Below are 17,653 nucleotides of genomic sequence, written 5' to 3'. Positions count from 1 at the left end.
GAATGGGCCGCACGCTGTGCGGCCCGGTTGGTCAGCGACCGCTGCGGATCTGGCTGAGGGGGACGCCGCGGGTTTCGCGGATCATGATGGCGGCGATGACGGCGAGGGCGCCGAGGACCATGATGTAGAGCGAGAACACCCAGGACAGTCCGATCGAGCTCAGCCAGGCGTTGAGATAAGGGGCCGTGCCTCCGAAAATCGCGACCGAAAGCGACGACAGGAAGCCGACTCCGAGCGCCCGCTGCTGGGTCGGGATCTGCTCTGCGATCAGGGTCGGGTAGATCGAGGCGATGATCGCCCAGACGGCCAGGCCGATGCCTTGAGAGAGGAAGAGGGTCCAGGGCTCGTTTGTCAGAATCGCTGCGACCGGGATCGGAGCCAGGATCAGTCCGAGCCCATAGATGAACACCATCGGCTTGCGGCCGACCTTGTCTGCGAGGTGCCCGAACAAGGGCAGCAGACAGAGAACGACGAGTTGAGCGAGCAGGCTCGCGATGAGGGCTCCGCGGGCATCCATTCCGCGCGCGGAGATCGCAAAGCTCGGAGCGAAGGTCACCCAGGTGTAGTAGGCGACATTGGAGCCGGCCGAGAAGAAGACCACCTTCAGCAGGATCTGGAGTTTGTCGCGGCCATTCATCGGCGCGACAACCGCAGGTGTGGCTTCGTCCGCGTCATAGACCGGGGACTCATGCGCGGCGCGGCGCATGTAGAGCGCGAACAGACCGAGGATACCACCGAAGGCGAAGCCGAGACGCCAGCCATAGGCCATCATGTCCGCCGGCGAGAATAGCGACGTCAGCACGATACCGAGGAGGGTCGCCGCCATGACGCCGAGCGTCACGCTGATGAAGACGCTGCTTGCCCAAAGGCCGCGCCTTTCGGCGGGAGCGATCTCTGCAACATAGGCATAGGAGACGCCGGACTCTCCGCCATGCGCCAGGCCCTGCAGCAGGCGTGCGATCAGCAACAGCGCCGACGCCCAGATTCCGATGCTCGCGTAGGAGGGGATGAGGGCGATCATCAGGCTGGCCGCAGCCATCGTCGACATCGTCACGATCAGGGTGTTCTTGCGGCCGATCMGATCGCCGAAGCGCCCAAAGATGATGCCGCCGATCGGTCTCGCAACGAAACCAACCGCAAAGACGGCGAGCGTCGAGAGCAGCGCGGATGTGGAGTCCGTCTTCTCGAAGAAGTTGGCTGCGAGATAGACGGCGAAGGTGCCATAGAGCGTCCAGTCGAACCACTCGAGCAGATTCCCGACGGCGGCGGCTCGGAGCGACTGGAGCGATTTGCTCCTAGCGACACGATCGTGCGGACGCGCGGCCTCGCCGCCCGCCAGAATATCGGCTGACATGAATTCCTCCCTGGTGGCTCTTTGGCCGTTCTGTTTAGAGATGGGTCGAGAACCAGCGCGCTGCCGCGCTGCTCGTCGTCTCGAAATGCTGCTGGTAGGCGGAGTAATGGCCGCCCTGGAGCAGCAGCAATTCCTTGGGCTCGCGCGCCTGGGTGAAGGCGTCGAGTTGAAGATCGGTCGGCGTCTGAAGGTCGTTGTCGGCAACGATCATCAGGAGCGCTGCGGGCCCGATCCGCGACACCCATTGACCTGGCTCGTAGCTGCGCGCGAGTTCGAGAGATCGGATGGTCACTTCGTTGCGCCATTCGGGGCAGCGCGCGGCCTGTCCGATCATGTAGTCGTATGATTCCGCGCCGGGATAGGCGACGTCCGGCCCTTCATCCTGCCCGACCTCGCGCATCGTGCCTGGCGGTTGTCCGTTCAGGCGCGCCAACCGGTCATCCGCGAAAAAGCGCTGGAGCGTCTCGGCGTGGCGCGGATGGACCTTCCGCAGGCCGGACAGGTAGCCGCTGATCGTCGGAACCTGGCTCACGACGCATTTCACCCGGCGATCGGTGGCACCGACTACGAGGACATGGCCTCCGCTGTAGCTGGTTCCCCAGATCCCGATGCGCTGCACGTCGACGTCGGGGCGCGAACAAAGATAGGTGACCGCAGTCCTATAGTCCTCCTGCTGCCAGGCGGGATCGATCTCCTGGCGGGGCAGTCCGGAGCTCTTGCCGAGCCGCCGATAATCGAAGGTCAGGCAGGCGATGCCCTGTGCCGCAATGATGCGGGCATAGTCCTCGAGATCACCGCCCGCGACCATTCCCCAGCCGTGTCCGAGGGCAACGGCGGGAAGCGGTCCGCTCGTCGACGGCAGATGGAAGGAGCCGCGAATGACATCCTCACCGGCGCGAAATTCCACGGGGGTGGTTGAAACGTCCATTCGCCTGTCCTCCTGATCCGCCTTGGCGCTGGCTGCGGGAGCGGATGTATTTTCAAGAGGTTTTGGCGAATGGTGCCTCTTGATCAACGCCGCAAAACAACTTTATCAATCGGTATTCCCGATTGATCAGGCGCCATGGATCTCCGCAAACTCGATTGCTTCCTGGCCGTGGCTCACCGGCTGCACTTCGGCCAGGCCGCCGAAGCACTGGGCGTGAAGCAATCCGTCGTATCGGAGTCGATCAAATCTCTCGAGAGCCATCTCGGAGGTCGGCTGTTTGAGCGGACGAGCCGGCGCGTATCGCTCACAGCTCTCGGGCAAGCTCTGCTGAAGGATCTCGAACCGCCGGTCAATGCTCTCAGGGCGGCGCTTGGCGATGCGCGCAAACGCGCTCAGGGCCAGCAGACGGAATTGCTCGTCGGCTATCTCGGCGGTGGATTCTACGAGCTCACATCGGCGGTGGTTGCGGAATTCGCGCGCTCTCGTCCCGACATCTCGCTCCGCTTCGTCGAGCTCAACTATCTGAACCAGGGATCGGCGGTCCTGGACGGCAAGGTCGACGTGGCGCTGGCGCGGCTGCCGCTTGCGACACACAGCCTGACGCGAGGCGCCATTCTCTTCCAGGATGCACGCACGCTCGTTGTGCCGAGCGGACACCGCCTGGCGGCCAACAAGCTGGTGGATCCAGAAGAGCTGCAATACGAGCGAATGGTCCGATTGCCCGCCGGCGCAGCGTCCGACGAGTGGTGCAACTATCATTTTCCGCGTGTGACCCCGTCGGGGCAGGCCATCGCCGACGGTCCCGAGATCGCGACGGTGCGAGAAGGGCTGGTCGCGGTCGCAGCCGGCCAATGCGTCATGACCTTGACCTCGCGAGCCCGGAACTACTTCGCCCATCCTGGCGTCGAGTTCATCGAGATTGATCTGCCGCCGATCCAGAGCGCCCTGACCTGGCGCACTTTCGATCACCGCTCAGGGCCCCGAGATCTCGAAATGGCGGCAAGGGCCGTCGCCGCCCGCCTCGGCACGCTCGCCCTTGCAGAAGGCCCGCGCTGATCGGGGCGGCCTCGCAATTCCGGTCTTCCCGGGGCCTGGCGATCAGCTCTCGTCGGCCAGGGGGTGCAGGTCGCGCACCATGCTCTTCAGGCGCTCGTCGAGGACATGGGTGTAGATCTGGGTCGTGGCGATATCGGCATGGCCGAGCAGTTCCTGCACGACGCGAAGATCCGCACCGTTCTGCAGCAGATGGCTGGCGAAGGCGTGGCGCAGCACGTGCGGGCTCAGCGCCGCGGATAAGCCGGCTGCCCCGGCCAGCATCTTGAGGTCGCGGCCAAAGGCCTGGCGCGTCAGATGCCCACTCTCGCCGTCGGACGGGAAGAGCCAGCGGCCGTCCGCGCTTCCAGCCTGGCGCAGGGCCTCCAGATAGCTGCGTGCGGCCTCGCGGGCAGCGTCGTTCAGCGGCACCAGCCGGTCCTTGTTGCCCTTGCCGCGCACGACAAGGAAGCGCTCGCGCGTCGTTGCCGCTGAGAGCGGCAACGCCATCAGTTCGGACACGCGCAGGCCCGTGGCGTAGAGCATCTCGATCAGGCAGCGCATGCGCAGGGCCTTCAGCCGTGCCGCCGGGGTAAGACCATCGCGTTCGCTGAGGAGCCGCGCCGTCTCGATCAGGCGATCGACATCGGCGACGGAAATGACCTTGGGCAGCGGCCGGCCCTGCCTTGGTCCGTCGATCGCGGCGGAGGGGTCGGCGCCCGTCAGCCCTTCCGTATAGAGGAAGCGATGGAACTGGCGCACCGCGGAAAGCCGGCGCGCCGTCGATGACGCCTTCAATCCACGGGCTGCAAGATCGGCGAGCCAGTCCCGGATGTCCTGGGCGCCGATGGAGCCGAGGTCGCCGCGGCCGGCGATGAAGCCGGTATAGTCGTCGAGGTCGCGCTCATAGGCCTCGAGCGTGTTCTTCGCCGCGCCGCGCTCCGCCGCGAGCATGTCGAGAAAGGCCGTGATCCGGCTGCGCGCCAGCCGGCTCATCGCTGCTGCAGCTTGGACGGTGGCACGATCTCGACCATCTCGCGCTGCTCGGGCTGGACGAAGGTGACCAGCGCGATCATTCCGGCGAAGATCAGCCCGCCGACGATGGCGAGAAAGGCGATGAATCTGAAGAGGGTCGGCACGGGCCGGATGTCTCCTGGAACCTTGCCCCGATTCAGGACTATCCGGTTATTCCCGATGCCTGGCGGTTCGCGCAAGTGCAGACCGGTTCATCAGCGTCGTGAGGGCATGACGTCGGCTGACGGCTCATGCTAGACCGGCTGCGAGGAAATGCCGCGATGACAATAGCCGACCCCATCGAGAACCTGGACAATTCCGAGTTGCGCAGTCTGCTCGGGAAGCGCGCAGTCGTGCTTGTCGGCATGATGGGCTCGGGCAAGAGTTCCGTGGGGCGGCGGCTGGCAACGCGGCTCGGCCTGGCTTTCGTCGACGCCGACGTCGAAATCGAAACTGCGGCCGGCATGACGATTCCCGAGATTTTCGCGCAGCGCGGCGAAACCGAGTTCCGTGACGGCGAGAGACGCGTCATCAGCCGGGTTCTGGCGACACGCGCGCCGCTGGTGCTCGCGACCGGGGGCGGCGCCTTCATGAACGCGGAAACGCGGGAGCGCATCATCGAACTCGGCATCTCGATCTGGCTCAAGGCGGATGCCGATGTGCTGATGCGCCGGGTGCGCAAGCGCTCCAACCGGCCCTTGCTGCAGACTGCCGACCCTGAAGCGACGATGCGGCGGATGCTGGCGGAGCGCGAACCGGTCTATGCACTGGCTGATGTAACGGTGACCTCGCGCGATGACCCCCATGAGGTCGTCGTCGAGGAGGCGATAGTCGCGCTCGATCGCCATTTGCGTTCCCTTGAGAGCCTTTGAGCTGCTGAGAGCGAAGACATGATCAAACCTGCGAACGAGAAGTCCGGCGCGCGGATCGTGGTTCCCGTTGCGCTCGAAGGGCGCAGCTACGACATCCATATCGGCCGCCACCAGCTTTGCGAGGCGGCGAGCCTGATCGCCAGCTTCGCGCCTGGCGCCAAGGCGGCGCTGGTCACCGACGAGCATGTCGCCGGCCTGCATGCGCCCGCCTTCGAAACCTGCCTCCAACAGGCCGGCGTCGCGACCACGCGGATCGAGATCCCGCCCGGCGAGGCATCGAAATCCTATGCTCGGTTCGCGGCGCTTTGCGACGCGCTGCTCGCTGCGAAGATCGAGCGCAACGATCTCGTCATCGCCTTTGGCGGCGGTGTGGTCGGCGACCTGACCGGTTTCGCGGCGGCCGTGCTCAGGCGCGGCGTGCGCTTCGTGCAGATCCCGACGACGTTGCTGTCGCAGGTCGATTCCTCGGTCGGCGGCAAGACAGGGATCAACTCCTCGCATGGCAAGAACCTGATCGGCGCCTTCCACCAGCCAGCCCTGGTCATTGCCGACACGGCGCTGCTCGATACGCTGAGCGAGCGGGAGTTCAAGGCTGGCTATGCCGAGGTTGTGAAATACGGGTTGATCGGCGACCCGAATTTCTTCGACTGGTGCGAAGTCAACTGGAGCCGCATCATTGCAGGCGGACCCGAGCGCGATCATGCTGTCGCCGTGTCCTGCCGCGCCAAGGCGGCGATCGTGGCACGGGACGAACGCGAGGAGGGGGACCGCGCCTTGCTCAATCTCGGCCACACCTTCGCTCACGCGCTGGAGCGCCTAACCGGCTATGACGCGAACCGGCTGGTGCATGGCGAGGCGGTGGCGATCGGTCTTGCGCTCGCCTTCCGCTTCTCGCAGCGGCTCGGCCTTTGTTCCGGACAGGATGCAGGGCGGGTCGCGGCGCATCTCGATGCCGTCGGCCTGCCGAGCCGATTGCAGCAGGTGCCGGGCGGGGCCGGCAGCACGGAGGAGATCGTTGCCGCGATGACCCAGGACAAGAAGGTCAAGCGCGGCGTGCTGACCTTCATCCTGGCGCGCGGCATCGGCAAGAGCTTCATCGCGCCGGGCGTCGCGGCGGACGAGGTCAGGGACTTCATCGAGGCCGAGCTCGCGGCCGCCTGAGCACGCTGGGACCATGCTCGAGAACATCAACCCCTGGCTGGCCGCGCTGATCGTCCTGATCTGCCTGTTGCTATCAGCCTTCTTCTCGGGCAGCGAGACGGCGCTGACGGCTGCCTCGAAAGCCCGGATCGCCGCGCTGGAGAAGGCGGGAAGCCGACGGGCCGGCATCGCGATGCGGCTGCTGGCGACGCGGGAGCGGCTGATCGGCGCCATGCTGATCGGCAACAATGTCGTCAATATCGGTGCCTCGGCCTTCGCCACCAGCGTGCTGGTCGCGGCCTTCGGCAATGCCGGGGTGATCTATGCGACGGCCGTGATGTCGGTCCTCGTGATCATCTTCGCGGAGATCATGCCGAAGACAGCGGCGATCGCGAAGCCCGACCAGGCGGCGCTGCGGCTGGCGCGGCCGGTGGCCTGGGTCGTTGCCGTGCTGGGCCCGCTGACACTGGCGATCGAATGGTTTGTTCGGCGCTTCCTGCGCCTCTTCGGCATCCGTATCGACGAGAACCAGTCGATCCTTTCACCGAATGAAGAGCTGCGTGGTCAGGTCGACCTGATGCACCAGGAGGGGGCGGTCAAGAAGGCCGATCGCGACATGCTCGGCGGGCTGCTCGACCTGAAGGAGCTCGGCGTCGAGGACGTGATGATCCACCGCACCAAGATGCGGACGATCAATCTCGATATCGGACCGGAAGCGATCGTGCGCGAGGTCCTGGCCTCGCCCTATACGCGGATGCCGCTCTGGCGCGACAAGCCGGAGAACATTGTCGGCATCCTGCACGCCAAGGACCTGCTGCGGGCGCTCGATGCTGCCGGCGGGGATGCCGGCAAGCTCGACGTGGCGCAGATCGCCCTCGCGCCCTGGTTCACCCCGGTCACGACCTCGCTGCCTGATCAGCTCAAGGCCTTCCTGGCGCGCAAGACCCATTTCGCGCTTGTCGTCGACGAGTATGGCGAGGTGATGGGGCTGGTGACGCTCGAGGATATCCTCGAGGAAATCGTCGGCGATATCCGCGACGAACATGACATCGCGGTGCCGGGCCTGCGCCAGCAGGTGGATGGGTCGGTGGTCGTTGATGGCGGAGTGCCGATCCGGGACCTGAACCGCGCGATGGACTGGGACCTGCCCGACGAGGAGGCGACAACGATTGCCGGCCTCGTCATTCACGAGGCCCGCACCATCCCCGAGGCCGGGCAGGCCTTCACCTTCCACGGCTTCAAGTTCGAAGTGGTGCGCAAGAGCCGCAACCGCGTGACCTCGCTCCGGATCACCCCCCTGGCGCTTGCCCTCGCCGCTACGGGCTGAACACTAGCACCAGGAAGACGAAGAAGACGCAGAGATGCACGGCGCCTTCCAGCATCGTCGTGCGTGAGCCGGTGAAAGTCAGCGTGCTCAGCATCAGCGTCATCGCCAGGATGACCATATTGGTGGCCGACAGGCCGAGCGTGACCGGCTGGCCGGTGAGAAGGCCGATGCCCAGCACGGCAGGCACCGTCAGGCCAAGCGTCGAGGCTGCCGCACCCAGGCACAGATTGATCGCGCGCTGGAGCTGGTTGGCATTGATCGCGCGCAGGGCCGTAATGCATTCCGGCGTGAAGACGACCATCGCGATCAGGATGCCGCCGAGCGCCGGGGGGGCGTCGAGCTTGGCGATGCCGAAATCGAGCACGGCCGCCAGGCTCTTCGCCAGGATGACGATCGGCAGGATATTGGCCAGGAGCAGCCCGATATTGGGCAGGATGCTCCCGGACGCGGCGTGCCCGACGCCTTCGACCTGAGGCTGCGCTTCGCCGGTGCGTGCCGGCATGTCAGGCTCGATGAAGAAATCGCTGTGGCGGCCGGTCTGCAGGATCAGGAAGGCCGCGTAGAGCGCCAGGGTGAACAGCGAGAAGCAGATGGCCTGCACGTTGGTCAGCGTGCCGTCGCTGGTCGAGGTGGTGAAATTCGGCAGAACCAGCGCGATGACCGTCAGCGGGATGATCACGACCAGATAGGCGGTGGCACCTTGCAGATTGTAGCTCTGCTGGAAATGGCGCAGGCCGCCGAAGATCAGCCCGATGCCGACGACGCCGTTGAGCACGATCATCAGCACGGCGAACATCGTGTCGCGGCCAAGTGTCGGCGCCCCGGTTGCCCCGAGCATCACGGCCCCGATCAGCGCCACCTCGATGATGACGATCGAGAGCGTCAGGATCAGCGTGCCATAGGGTTCGCCCAGCCTGTGCGCCAGTTCCTCCGCCTCATGCACGACGCCGATCGCCGACCAGGCGATGATGCCGAGCAACCAGGCAAAGATCAGCATGGACAGGACGGGGGAGCCAAGCTGCCCGAGAATCGTCTTGCCGAAGAACAGATAAGCAAGGACCGAGGCCCAGGCGCAGATGAGGCGGATGATCATGCTGGTCAAAGACAGACCCCATCCTTGTGGCGGGCGGACGACAAACGAGACATCGCCCGGCGAGGACGCCGGGCGATGGACCGAGGGATATACGCGCGGCCTCGGAGGATCGTTGGCTCCGCCGCGCCTCATTCGCAAGTATTCACTGTCGGCGTAGCACATCCGTCGCCAGATGGTCGGACGAAACACCATCGATGAAAAAGACCGCGCCGGACGAATTGCGCATGCGCAAGGGCAGGATAGCCTGATAGGCCTCTGATTCGTACCAGGCCTTCGCGGCCGCACGGTTCGGGAACTCGATCACGATCAGGTCGCCCGACCAGCTGCCCTCCAGCAGCTCCGGCGGATCGCCATGGATGATGAAGCGCCCCTGGAACGGTGCCAGCGTCGCATCGATACCTTCGAGATAGCCAATGATCTCAGGTCCCAGAGCGACGTGGGTGAGGTGGGCCATGGCGTAGGTCTTCATCGTGAAATCCCCTTCGTTGTCAGCCGGGCTGGTCTGCCGATGTCGCGACCTTCGCCTGCAGATGGAATGAAGTCGATTACCTCCAGGGTTATCGCGGCAACCCGTTCGCAATCCCGCCGCAAACCCGCGCGACAGCTGGGGCATGACCAAGCGTCTCCTTCGTTCGCTGCTCTGCGGCGCCGCCCTCGTTACGGCCCTGATCGCGGCGGATCAGGGCAGGGCGCAGCCCGAGCCGAGCTTGCGCGCGGCCTGTTCCGAACTGCGGCAGGCGCTGCGGGGGCTCGAAGGGAAGGAGGGCGAACTCACGACCATCCAAGTCGAGGGAGAGTTGACCATGGTCCGCTCCGACGGGGCGCTGGTCTATCTCGCGCTCTGTCATGCGCCGGATCCGCAGGTTCTGTGCGTCACCTATGCCGAGAATGGCAGCAAGCTCGGCGACCGGGTCGTGGCCAGCGGCAGCTTCGAACGGGTCGGACCCAACCATGTGAAGCTCGATCCCTGTCTGCATCACGAACCGGACAAGGAGAGGCCGCGCTAAGGCATCGGCCCGAAAAGTGGATTGCGGTTTTCGGAAAAGCCGATGCAAAGACAAAGGGTTAGATCATCGGACTGGATACGATATCCGGTCCGATGATCTAAGGCATCGGCTCGAACAATGGATTGCGGTTTTCGGCACAGCCGATGATCCAAGGCCGTCCGGTGCAGCACGCGGTCAATCGGCGGCGAGCTTCTGGGCGAGCGGGCTGACCGCGTCCTCTGCCAGCATCGCGACCGGCTTGTCGGTGACGAGATACTGCGCCCGCGCGAGCGCGGCGAAGCGTCCGCCCCTGGCGACGAGTTCGTCGAAGGAGCCCATCTCGATGACGCGGCCCTGCTCGAAAACGAGAATCCGGTTGGCGTTGCGGATGGTGGCCAGGCGGTGCGCAATGACGAAAGTCGTGCGGCCCTTCATCACCTCGTCGAGCGCCTTCTGGAGCTTCACTTCCGTGGCAGCGTCGAGCGCGGAGGTGGCTTCGTCGAGAATCAGGATCGGTGGGTTCTTGAGGAGCGCGCGCGCGATCGAAAGGCGCTGGCGCTCGCCGCCAGACAGCGTGCGGCCGCGTTCGCCAACCAGGGTGTCGAGCCCGTCGGTCTGGCGCGCCATGACTTCGGTCGCCTGGGCCCGGTCGAGCGCCTCAAGCATCTCGGCATCGGTCGCGTCGGGCTTGCCGACGGTGAGATTCTCGCGGATCGAGCGAGCGAAGAGCATCGGCTCCTGAAAGACGACGCCGATATTGCGGCGCAGGCTGAGCAGCGAGATGTCCCGAATATCACTGCCATCGGCGAGGATACGGCCGGATTGCGGATCGAAGGCGCGGTGCAGCAGGCCGAGCGTGGTCGACTTGCCGGAGCCGGTCGAGCCGACAATGGCGATGGTCTCGCCGGGCTCGACGGCGAAGGACACGTCGGCGACCGCCGCGCGCTTGCCGTCATAGGAGAACGAAACGTCATCGAAGGTGATGCGGCCCTCGAGGCGGCCGACATCGGGCGCGCCCGGGAGATCGCGCACGGCCGGCATGGTGTCGAGCACCCCGAAGAATTCGCGCATCTTCGGCGCCTGCATGAAGATGAAGTTCACGAAGGAGACGATCTGCTCAAGCCGGCCGACCAGCATGGTGGCGAAGCCCATGAAGGTGACGATTTCACCGACGGTTGTCTGCCCCATCATCAGGAGCCAGGTGCCGACGACGAAGATCGCCAGCACGGTGAGCGTTGCCGAGGCGCGGGTTGCCACCGTCGCGATCGCCCACCAGGACAGCACCGGAAGCTGCGCCTCCAGCAGGCTGGCGATGGTGGAGCGCAGGCCGCGTACCTCCGCTTCGATGCGGGTGAAGCTCTGGATCACCGGGACATTGCCGAGCGCGTCCGAGGCGCGTTCGGCAAGGTTGGAGTGGTAACCTTCGACATTGCTCTGGAGCTTTTCGGTCTTGCGCAGCACGAAGGCCGTCAGCGTGCCAAAGAGCACGACGAGGCTGATCAGCAGCAGCCCGAGCTGCCAGTTCTTCCAGAGGGTGAAGGGCAGCAGGATGAAGAGCGCGACGAAGCTGGCGCAGTGTTCGCGGAAGAAGGAGAGCCATAGCGCCCACATGCCGCTGGTGCCTTCCAGCATCACCTTGAGCACCCGGCCGGAATGAGTCTGGGTGTGGTAGGCCAGCGGCAGGGTCAGGGCATGCTCGAAATAGTCGGCCATCACGGCGAGGCGGCGGCGATGGGCCAGCCGGTCGGCATGGAGGGCGACGAAAACGCTGGCTCCGATATTGAAGAGCCCGAAGCCGACCCAAGCCGCGATCAGGACATTGATGTCGCTCCAGTTTGGTCGCTGGCCGGAGCTCTGGATGCTGGTCAACCTGTCGATCAGCGTGCCGAACAGAATCGGCTCGGCGAAGGCTGCGGCCGCCAGCAGGATATTGGCGAGCGCAAGGATCAGCCCCAGCCGCTTTTCGGGGCCGAGTTCGCCGAGGACGCGGGCATAGAGCGCAAACAAGGACATCCGCGGAGCATTATCCGAGCCGCGGGCCTGAGCAAGTGCTCAAGCTTAACGCTTCGTTCAAACCGCTCCCGCTATGGTTACCAGACTGCCAAGACAGGGCGCTGCGCGGGTGCTGGATCTGCGTGGATCAGGATGGCTTAAATGGATATCGCAACCGGCGTCGGCATTCTGGGCGGTATCGCGACAATCATTTCGCTGATCATGATCGATGGTGGCAATTTCGCCGCCTATTGGGATAAGCACGCCGCGATCATCATCTTCGGTGGTGCCTCGGCCGCGACCATGCTGCGCTTCCCGTTCACCGTGATTGCCCATGGCATTCCGATGGGCTTCCGTTTCGCCTTCACGATGCGCTCGATCCATCCGCGCGAGTTGATCGACGAGATCACGCGCGTCGCCGAGATCGCCCGCAAGAGCGGCCCTGTCGCGCTGGAAAACGTCGAGGTCTCCGATCCGTTCCTGGCCCAGGGCCTGCGCTACATCGCCGACGGCTATGACAAGGAGTTCATCCGCGACACGATGGAGCGTGACCGCGACAACTTCCTGCAGCGGCTCGACGAGGGTTCGAAGGTCTATCGCGCCATCGGCGACTGCGCCCCGGCCTGGGGCATGATCGGCACGATTCTCGGCATGGTGACGATGTTCGCCAATATKAGCGACCCGTCCAAGCTTGGCCCCGCCATGGCGACGGCGCTGCTCGCGACGCTCTATGGAGCGATGGTCGCGAACATGTTCACGCTGCCAATCGCCGACAAGCTGCATATCAAGCTCGAGGAAGAAGAGATCTCGCGCACGCTGATCATCGACGGCGTCCTGCAGATGCGCGATGCCAAGAGCGCGACGCTGGTGCGCGAAATGCTGCTCGCCTATCTCCCCGACCATCATCGGGCCGAGATGGCCCAAGCGGCCTGACGGAAACCTGAGCGATGGCGAAGAAAAATCGCGGCGGCCATGGCGGTCACGGCTGGTTCGTGACCTTCGCCGATCTGATGGCGCTGCTGATGGCGTTCTTCGTCATGGTCGCGGCCTATTCGAGCCAGGACAAGAACAAGCTCCAGATCGTCGCGGGCTCGATGCGCGAGGCTTTCGGCACACAGACCGACATGCGGCTCGCCGGCATCGTCGAGGTCGACGGCATCCCGACCAAGACCCATATCAAGAACGCCTATATCCGGCCGCTCAGCGATGCGTCCGACACGACAGCGCCCAACCACAACCAGCAGAAGGAAGACGGCCTGGTCTCGGCGACGCATGACCGTGGCTTTGCGCTCGCGGCCGCCTCGCTCCGGCAGGCCCTGCGCGAGATGCCGGAGATCGCCGAGCTCTCGCGTAACATCCTGGTGGAGGTTTCCGAGGCKGGCATCGATATCCAGCTCGTCGATCAGGATGGGCGGGCGATGTTTGCCGAGGGCTCGGCGCAGCCGAACGAGCGCATGCGCAAGCTGCTCGCGGCCGTCGCCCCGACGCTGCGGCGGATGTCCAACAAGATCGCGATCACGGGCCATACGGCGGCGCCACGTCCCGGAGCGGCCCCGGAAGGCAATCCCTGGGAGCTCTCCGTGGCGCGTGCCGCGGCGGTCCGCGAGATCCTCAGCAATACGGGTGTCCCGGATGACCGCTTCGCCTCCGTCACCGGCAAGGGCGACACCGAGCCGCTGATCAAGGACAATCCTTATCTCGCCTATAACCGCCGTGTCGGGATCGTCCTCAAGGCGGATGCACCGCCGCTGCCCTTCGGCGCGAAACCCTGAGGCAGCTTCGTCTCAGCGCGTCAGCCTTGCCTCAGGGGGCGAGGATCAGTGCCCAGTAGACCTGATATTTCGAGCCCGGCGCATAGGCGGTGGCAATGCCCATGCGGGTGGCGCCCGGCGTCTTCATGACACGGTCGTGCTGCGGCGAGTCGCGCCAGCCCGAGAAAGCTTCGGCCAACCGCCGATAGCCGGCGGACAGATTGGCTTCCGCTCCCGGCTGGCCGGCCCGCGCCAGCCGCGCCTTGACGGCTTCGGCCTGGACTGGCTTGTCGGCCGCGGCCATGGCGCCGGCCTCCTGCTCGGCAGCCTCGACCAGGGCCGGATCAAGTTTCAGCGTGCCGAGCCCGTGGTTCATCCGGTAGGCCGAGATCATGGCGCGCGCCTCATTTGCATCGACCCGGGCCGAGGGCGAGCCGAGATCGCGGTAGAAAGCGGGCTGGCTGGTCCGGGCAGGCTCGGTGCAGCCGGCAATGCCGAAGACGGCGAGCGCACCGGCGACGAGGGCGGGGCAGGTCACGGTTCGGTGCGCCACGGCGGCTGCACGGAAAGGCTTGGGCATCGCATCATTCCTTGCTGTCGTCCTTGGACGCATCCTTGGCCGGCTCGGGCGCGTGCGTGGTTTCGCGCCGCACCTGCTCCTCCGGCTCCTCCTCCTCCCCCGTCTCACCGTTGAGGAGGCGGGGCCTTGATGCGCGCGCGGTGGTTACGGCTTTCTTGCGATGCGAAGGCTTTGTTTMGCGCCCGACGGCGGCGGCGATGTCTCCGAGCGATTGTTCGATTCCGTCGAGGCCCTTGACGAGCAGCTCTGCGCCGGCTGCCGGCCCTTCCATTTCGGTCAGGCGCTTGTGAATGGCGAAGTTGAGATCGCTGGTGACGCGGCCGACGATGTCGACATCCGCGACGACGCAGATCAGGTCGAAATCCATCGTCGAGGTGCCGATCTTCTTGAACTGCACGGTTGGCGGCGGCTTCTGTAACACGTCGCCATGGGAGTGGGCGGCCTCGGCGAGCATCGTGCGCACGTCGGACGCGTCCAAACTCCTGGGCACGGTGATCGAGATCAGCGAGCGGCCGGTGCGATCGGCGCGCACCCGGTTCCTGACCACACCCGAGACGAGGTTGGAGTTCGGCACGATCACGGTCGAGCGATCGAAGGTCGCGATCTCGGTCGAGCGGACATTGATGCGCTTGACGATGCCTTCCGCGTCGCCGACCACGACCTGATCGCCGACCCGGATCGGGCGCTCCCACAGCAGGATCAGCCCCGAGACGAAATTCGAGACCACGGACTGCAGGCCAAAACCGATACCGACGGAGAGGGCGCTGGCGACGAGGGTCAGGCGTTCGAGGCTGAGACCCAGCGCAGAGACGGAGAGCGCGACGGCTGCGGCATAGCCGAGATAGCCGGCGGCGGTGATGATCGAGTTGCGCAAACCGGTATCGAGCTGCGTCGTCGGCAGGAACTTGCCTTCAAGCCAGCCCTGGGCGCCGCGTGTCGCCGTCAGGGCGAGCGCGAAGAGCAACCCGGAGACGATGATCGAGGACAGCGAGATCGTGACGCCGCCGACCTGGAAACCGAAGAAGGCGGCGCGCAGCGATGTCAGGAAATCGACCGATTCCAGGCCCCAGGGGGCCAGCGCGAGCATCAACGTCACCACGATCAGCACGAGCTTGAGCAGCCCGGTGACGATGACGGCGATCTTCTGCAGCGCCGAGCCCCGGATGCCGACGCCGGCCTTCAGGGTCAGCGCGAAATGTCCGTTGCCGGTCAAGAGCTCGCTGATGCCGAGATCGAGCAGCTGGTAGGCAAGGACGAACAGGCAGGCGAGAATGCCGAGCCAGAGCACCTGCTCGGTCAGGAAGGAGGCGAAGACGACATAGCCCGTCAATGCAGCCAATGCGATGACGAGGCCGACGATCCAGCCGAAGATGCGGATCGGCCCGAGCGAGGCGCCATCGACTGCCACATAGGGGCCGAGACAGGCCTCCTCCTCGACTTCCTTGTCGTCGCGAAGCTGGTAAAGCCCGGCGATCAGGACCGCCGCGAAGACGAGCACAACCACGCCGCGGACGACAATCGACGATGCCAGGCTGGCGGCGATGGCCTGGAGCCAGGCCTCGAGCACCTTGCCGGTCGATACAACGAGCGCGAGCGACGCCGCGATCCAGACCACGGTCCGGGCCGTCGAGTCCATGACGCTGACAAGGCGCCGCTGCGGCTTGTTGGGAGCAAACAGCGCGTCGGCCAATGCCTGGACGAAAGCGAAGATCGCGAGCCCGACGACGATCGCCCAGATGACCGGCTGGATGCGTGGCGGCAGGAGGCCCGCAGTTTTGAGCGCGGCGTAGATCAACCAGCTTGCGAGCGCCGGTGGGGCCGCACCGGCCACGATATGGGCGAGCGCGACGTGAAGGCAGCGCAAGCTGTTGGTATCGCCTGTTGGATCGAGCCGTTCCGCAAAGCGCGGCAGGTAGCGTGCACGGGCGACGTAGAGCAGGATCGCGCCGAGGAGGGCGACAGCGACAAGCGCTCCGCGGGCCGTGCTGGATGCTTCGACGACGACGGAGAGCCAGTCCCCGAAGATCAGGCCGGACGCGCGCATGTCCTCCGGCGAGGTCGACAGTGCTGCGCCCCAGAGCTCCGGGTTGACGATGGCGGGCCCCGGCGCGAACAAGGCCTTGGCGAAGAGGTCGCGGCGCCGGTCGCCGATGCTGGCCAGAAGCTGTTCTGCCTGGAGAAGGGCCGAGCGCGAGATCTTCAAAGTCTCGTCAGCGTCGGCAAACGCCTTCTCTCGCGTTTCGCGCTCTCGGACGACTTCGGCGGATTCGGCCGGCGCCTTTGCGTCGGGCTTCGGGCCAAGCTGCTCGATGCGCAACTTGGCCTGCTCGGTCTTCGGAGCCTGTTCCTCGGTGATATGGCGGAGCTGTTCGAGCAGAGGCTGCAGCCTGAGCCGGTGGCGCTGCAGCTCGGCATCGGTCGCATTCGGATTGGCGAAGAGGGTCTCGATCTGGGCGAGTTCGGCACGCGCTGCGTCGAGACGCGTCCTGGCCGGGGCCGGATCGGGAGCCTGGGCCCAGCTCTGTGCGGCAAAGATCAGGGCTATGGCCAGAAGCCCAAGCGCTGCCAGTGCGGCGCGCCACGCCGTGGCGATGGAAACCTCTCGTATGGCGCGGGCCGTCATGGCGATCCTGGCTCGTTCAGGCTGATTCGACGCGATGCCGCACCTCGCCCTCTCCAGCTGCGTAAGGCAAGGCGAGATCGGAAAATGCGTCGGATGGGGCAAGGACGGCACCTTGTTGCTGGGAATGCCGAACTGGCGCCTGATTCATCACATTGATGTKAGAAATGGAGCAGTCAGCGAAATGCGAGGATTGCCCTGATCGTCGATAATCAGGACGTGATCATGGCGATCAGGGGGCTGATTGCGCATTTTTGGGTCGATCCTGCTGGGATCGTACAGGTCATCCCGGAGCGGAGCGTCTGGGATACGGGCGCGGCGCTCGCACTTTTGGCATTGGCTCAAGGTCGCTTTCTGGATTTCAATCTCATCTAAATACAATCTGTCCGCGTGCCCGTTGGCACGGTGGACTCCTGGCGAGGCGCGCTGGCTCTCTCGCCACTCTTCTGAAATCGAACCGGGAGGTTGCGGTGGCGAAGCTGAGCATAAACGGCAAAGTGGTGGATGTGGCGGTCGATGGCGACACGCCGCTGCTTTGGGTGATACGCGAAAAGATCGGCCTGACCGGAACGAAATATGGCTGCGGCGTCGCGCAATGCGGTGCCTGTACCGTGCATATCGACGGGGTCGCGGCGCGCTCCTGCGCTCTCCCCGTGAGTGCCGTTTCGGCGGAACAGAAGATCGTCACCATCGAAGGGCTTTCGCCGGATGGATCGCATCCGGTGCAGAAAGCCTGGATCGCTCATGATGTTCCGCAATGCGGCTACTGCCAGAGCGGTATGATCATGGCCGCTGCTGCGCTCCTCCAGGCCAATCCCAAGCCGAGCGACGCCGATATCGCCAATGAAATGACCAATATCTGCCGTTGCGGCACCTATACGCGGGTCAAGGCGGCAATCCTGGATGTGGCGGCCAGCGGCACGCTCGGCCGGGGCTAAGCCTCTTCGCGTCGGCCCGGCTGAGC

Annotated in this window: 18 protein-coding genes; 9 read left to right on the top strand and 9 right to left on the bottom strand. The window is 65.1% G+C overall.

Features of this window, described 5'->3' with window-relative positions; translation table 11 throughout:
• Positions 1 to 31: 31 nt before the first annotated feature.
• Together AC1DIO_RS10460 and AC1DIO_RS10455 are read right to left on the bottom strand one after the other, a co-directional pair.
• On the bottom strand, positions 32 to 1,354 hold the full coding sequence (locus AC1DIO_RS10460) for an MFS transporter (RefSeq protein ID WP_476853379.1): 1,323 nt from the start codon (positions 1,352 to 1,354) through the stop codon (positions 32 to 34).
• 34 nt (positions 1,355 to 1,388) lie between these two features.
• Positions 1,389 to 2,369, bottom strand: coding sequence for an alpha/beta hydrolase (locus AC1DIO_RS10455; protein WP_441505721.1), 981 nt, complete (start codon positions 2,367 to 2,369; stop codon positions 1,389 to 1,391).
• A 48-nt stretch (positions 2,370 to 2,417) separates the two neighbouring features.
• Here AC1DIO_RS10455 and AC1DIO_RS10450 point away from each other — a divergent pair, with 48 nt between their 5' ends.
• On the top strand, positions 2,418 to 3,338 hold the full coding sequence (locus tag AC1DIO_RS10450; RefSeq protein WP_441505720.1) for a LysR family transcriptional regulator: 921 nt from the start codon (positions 2,418 to 2,420) through the stop codon (positions 3,336 to 3,338).
• A 42-nt stretch (positions 3,339 to 3,380) separates the two neighbouring features.
• Here AC1DIO_RS10450 and xerD read toward each other — a convergent pair whose 3' ends face one another.
• Positions 3,381 to 4,310, bottom strand: coding sequence for a site-specific tyrosine recombinase XerD (xerD, locus tag AC1DIO_RS10445; RefSeq protein WP_441505719.1), 930 nt, complete (start codon positions 4,308 to 4,310; stop codon positions 3,381 to 3,383).
• The gene (locus AC1DIO_RS10440) at positions 4,307 to 4,453 is read right to left on the bottom strand and encodes a histidine kinase (RefSeq protein ID WP_441492512.1); all 147 of its coding nucleotides are present in this window, start codon (positions 4,451 to 4,453) and stop codon (positions 4,307 to 4,309) included. The genes xerD and AC1DIO_RS10440 overlap by 4 nt, the downstream gene beginning before the upstream one ends.
• A 156-nt stretch (positions 4,454 to 4,609) precedes the next feature.
• Between AC1DIO_RS10440 and AC1DIO_RS10435 the strand changes: the two genes are divergently transcribed.
• The 3 genes from AC1DIO_RS10435 to AC1DIO_RS10425 are packed head-to-tail and all read left to right on the top strand — an operon-like array spanning position 4,610 to position 7,667.
• Complete coding sequence (locus AC1DIO_RS10435) at positions 4,610 to 5,200, top strand: shikimate kinase (RefSeq protein ID WP_441492513.1); 591 nt, start codon at positions 4,610 to 4,612, stop codon at positions 5,198 to 5,200.
• A gap of 18 nt (positions 5,201 to 5,218) precedes the next feature.
• Positions 5,219 to 6,361, top strand: a complete 1,143-nt coding sequence (gene aroB, locus AC1DIO_RS10430) for a 3-dehydroquinate synthase (protein ID WP_441505718.1) — start codon at positions 5,219 to 5,221, stop codon at positions 6,359 to 6,361.
• 13 nt (positions 6,362 to 6,374) lie between these two features.
• A complete protein-coding gene (locus tag AC1DIO_RS10425; protein WP_441492515.1) occupies positions 6,375 to 7,667 on the top strand; it encodes an HlyC/CorC family transporter in 1,293 nt (430 codons plus the stop codon).
• Here the strand turns inward: AC1DIO_RS10425 and AC1DIO_RS10420 are convergent.
• Together AC1DIO_RS10420 and AC1DIO_RS10415 are read right to left on the bottom strand one after the other, a co-directional pair.
• Positions 7,657 to 8,760, bottom strand: coding sequence for a calcium:cation antiporter (locus AC1DIO_RS10420; protein ID WP_441492536.1), 1,104 nt, complete (start codon positions 8,758 to 8,760; stop codon positions 7,657 to 7,659). The two genes, AC1DIO_RS10425 and AC1DIO_RS10420, sit on opposite strands and share 11 nt — an antisense overlap.
• A 142-nt stretch (positions 8,761 to 8,902) precedes the next feature.
• Entirely contained in the window at positions 8,903 to 9,229 is a 327-nt protein-coding gene (locus tag AC1DIO_RS10415) for a DUF1330 domain-containing protein (protein WP_441505717.1), read from the bottom strand.
• Between the two features lie 142 nt (positions 9,230 to 9,371).
• Between AC1DIO_RS10415 and AC1DIO_RS10410 the strand changes: the two genes are divergently transcribed.
• Positions 9,372 to 9,767: a hypothetical protein gene (locus AC1DIO_RS10410; protein ID WP_441505716.1), complete on the top strand. Its 396-nt coding sequence runs from the start codon at positions 9,372 to 9,374 to the stop codon at positions 9,765 to 9,767.
• 174 nt (positions 9,768 to 9,941) lie between these two features.
• Here the strand turns inward: AC1DIO_RS10410 and AC1DIO_RS10405 are convergent, their stop codons facing one another.
• Positions 9,942 to 11,759 carry a glucan ABC transporter ATP-binding protein/ permease gene (locus tag AC1DIO_RS10405; protein WP_441492518.1) on the bottom strand — a complete coding sequence of 606 codons (1,818 nt, stop codon included), beginning with the start codon at positions 11,757 to 11,759 and terminating at the stop codon, positions 9,942 to 9,944.
• Positions 11,760 to 11,900: 141 nt separating this feature from the next.
• On the opposite strand from AC1DIO_RS10405, the gene AC1DIO_RS10400 reads away from it, so the two are divergent.
• Together AC1DIO_RS10400 and AC1DIO_RS10395 are read left to right on the top strand one after the other, a co-directional pair.
• Positions 11,901 to 12,671 carry a motility protein A gene (locus tag AC1DIO_RS10400; RefSeq protein WP_476853378.1) on the top strand — a complete coding sequence of 257 codons (771 nt, stop codon included), beginning with the start codon at positions 11,901 to 11,903 and terminating at the stop codon, positions 12,669 to 12,671.
• A gap of 14 nt (positions 12,672 to 12,685) precedes the next feature.
• Entirely contained in the window at positions 12,686 to 13,510 is an 825-nt protein-coding gene (locus AC1DIO_RS10395) for an OmpA/MotB family protein (protein ID WP_441492520.1), read from the top strand.
• A gap of 31 nt (positions 13,511 to 13,541) precedes the next feature.
• Here the strand turns inward: AC1DIO_RS10395 and AC1DIO_RS10390 are convergent, their stop codons facing one another.
• Positions 13,542 to 14,069: a CAP domain-containing protein gene (locus AC1DIO_RS10390; RefSeq protein ID WP_441492521.1), complete on the bottom strand. Its 528-nt coding sequence runs from the start codon at positions 14,067 to 14,069 to the stop codon at positions 13,542 to 13,544.
• 4 nt (positions 14,070 to 14,073) lie between these two features.
• Positions 14,074 to 16,692, bottom strand: a complete 2,619-nt coding sequence (locus tag AC1DIO_RS10385) for a DUF3772 domain-containing protein (protein WP_476853377.1) — start codon at positions 16,690 to 16,692, stop codon at positions 14,074 to 14,076.
• A gap of 222 nt (positions 16,693 to 16,914) precedes the next feature.
• On the opposite strand from AC1DIO_RS10385, the gene AC1DIO_RS10380 reads away from it, so the two are divergent.
• Both AC1DIO_RS10380 and AC1DIO_RS10375 read left to right on the top strand, forming a co-directional pair.
• Positions 16,915 to 17,064, top strand: a complete 150-nt coding sequence (locus AC1DIO_RS10380; protein ID WP_441505713.1) for a hypothetical protein — start codon at positions 16,915 to 16,917, stop codon at positions 17,062 to 17,064.
• 95 nt (positions 17,065 to 17,159) lie between these two features.
• On the top strand, positions 17,160 to 17,627 hold the full coding sequence (locus AC1DIO_RS10375; RefSeq protein ID WP_441505712.1) for a (2Fe-2S)-binding protein: 468 nt from the start codon (positions 17,160 to 17,162) through the stop codon (positions 17,625 to 17,627).
• The last annotated feature ends 26 nt before the right edge of the window (positions 17,628 to 17,653 follow it).

The sequence above is a fragment of the Allobosea sp. 05T439 genome, from assembly GCF_056396005.1.
Note: the sequence above shows the minus strand (reverse complement) of the source record. Positions and strands in the feature narration are given on the sequence as shown.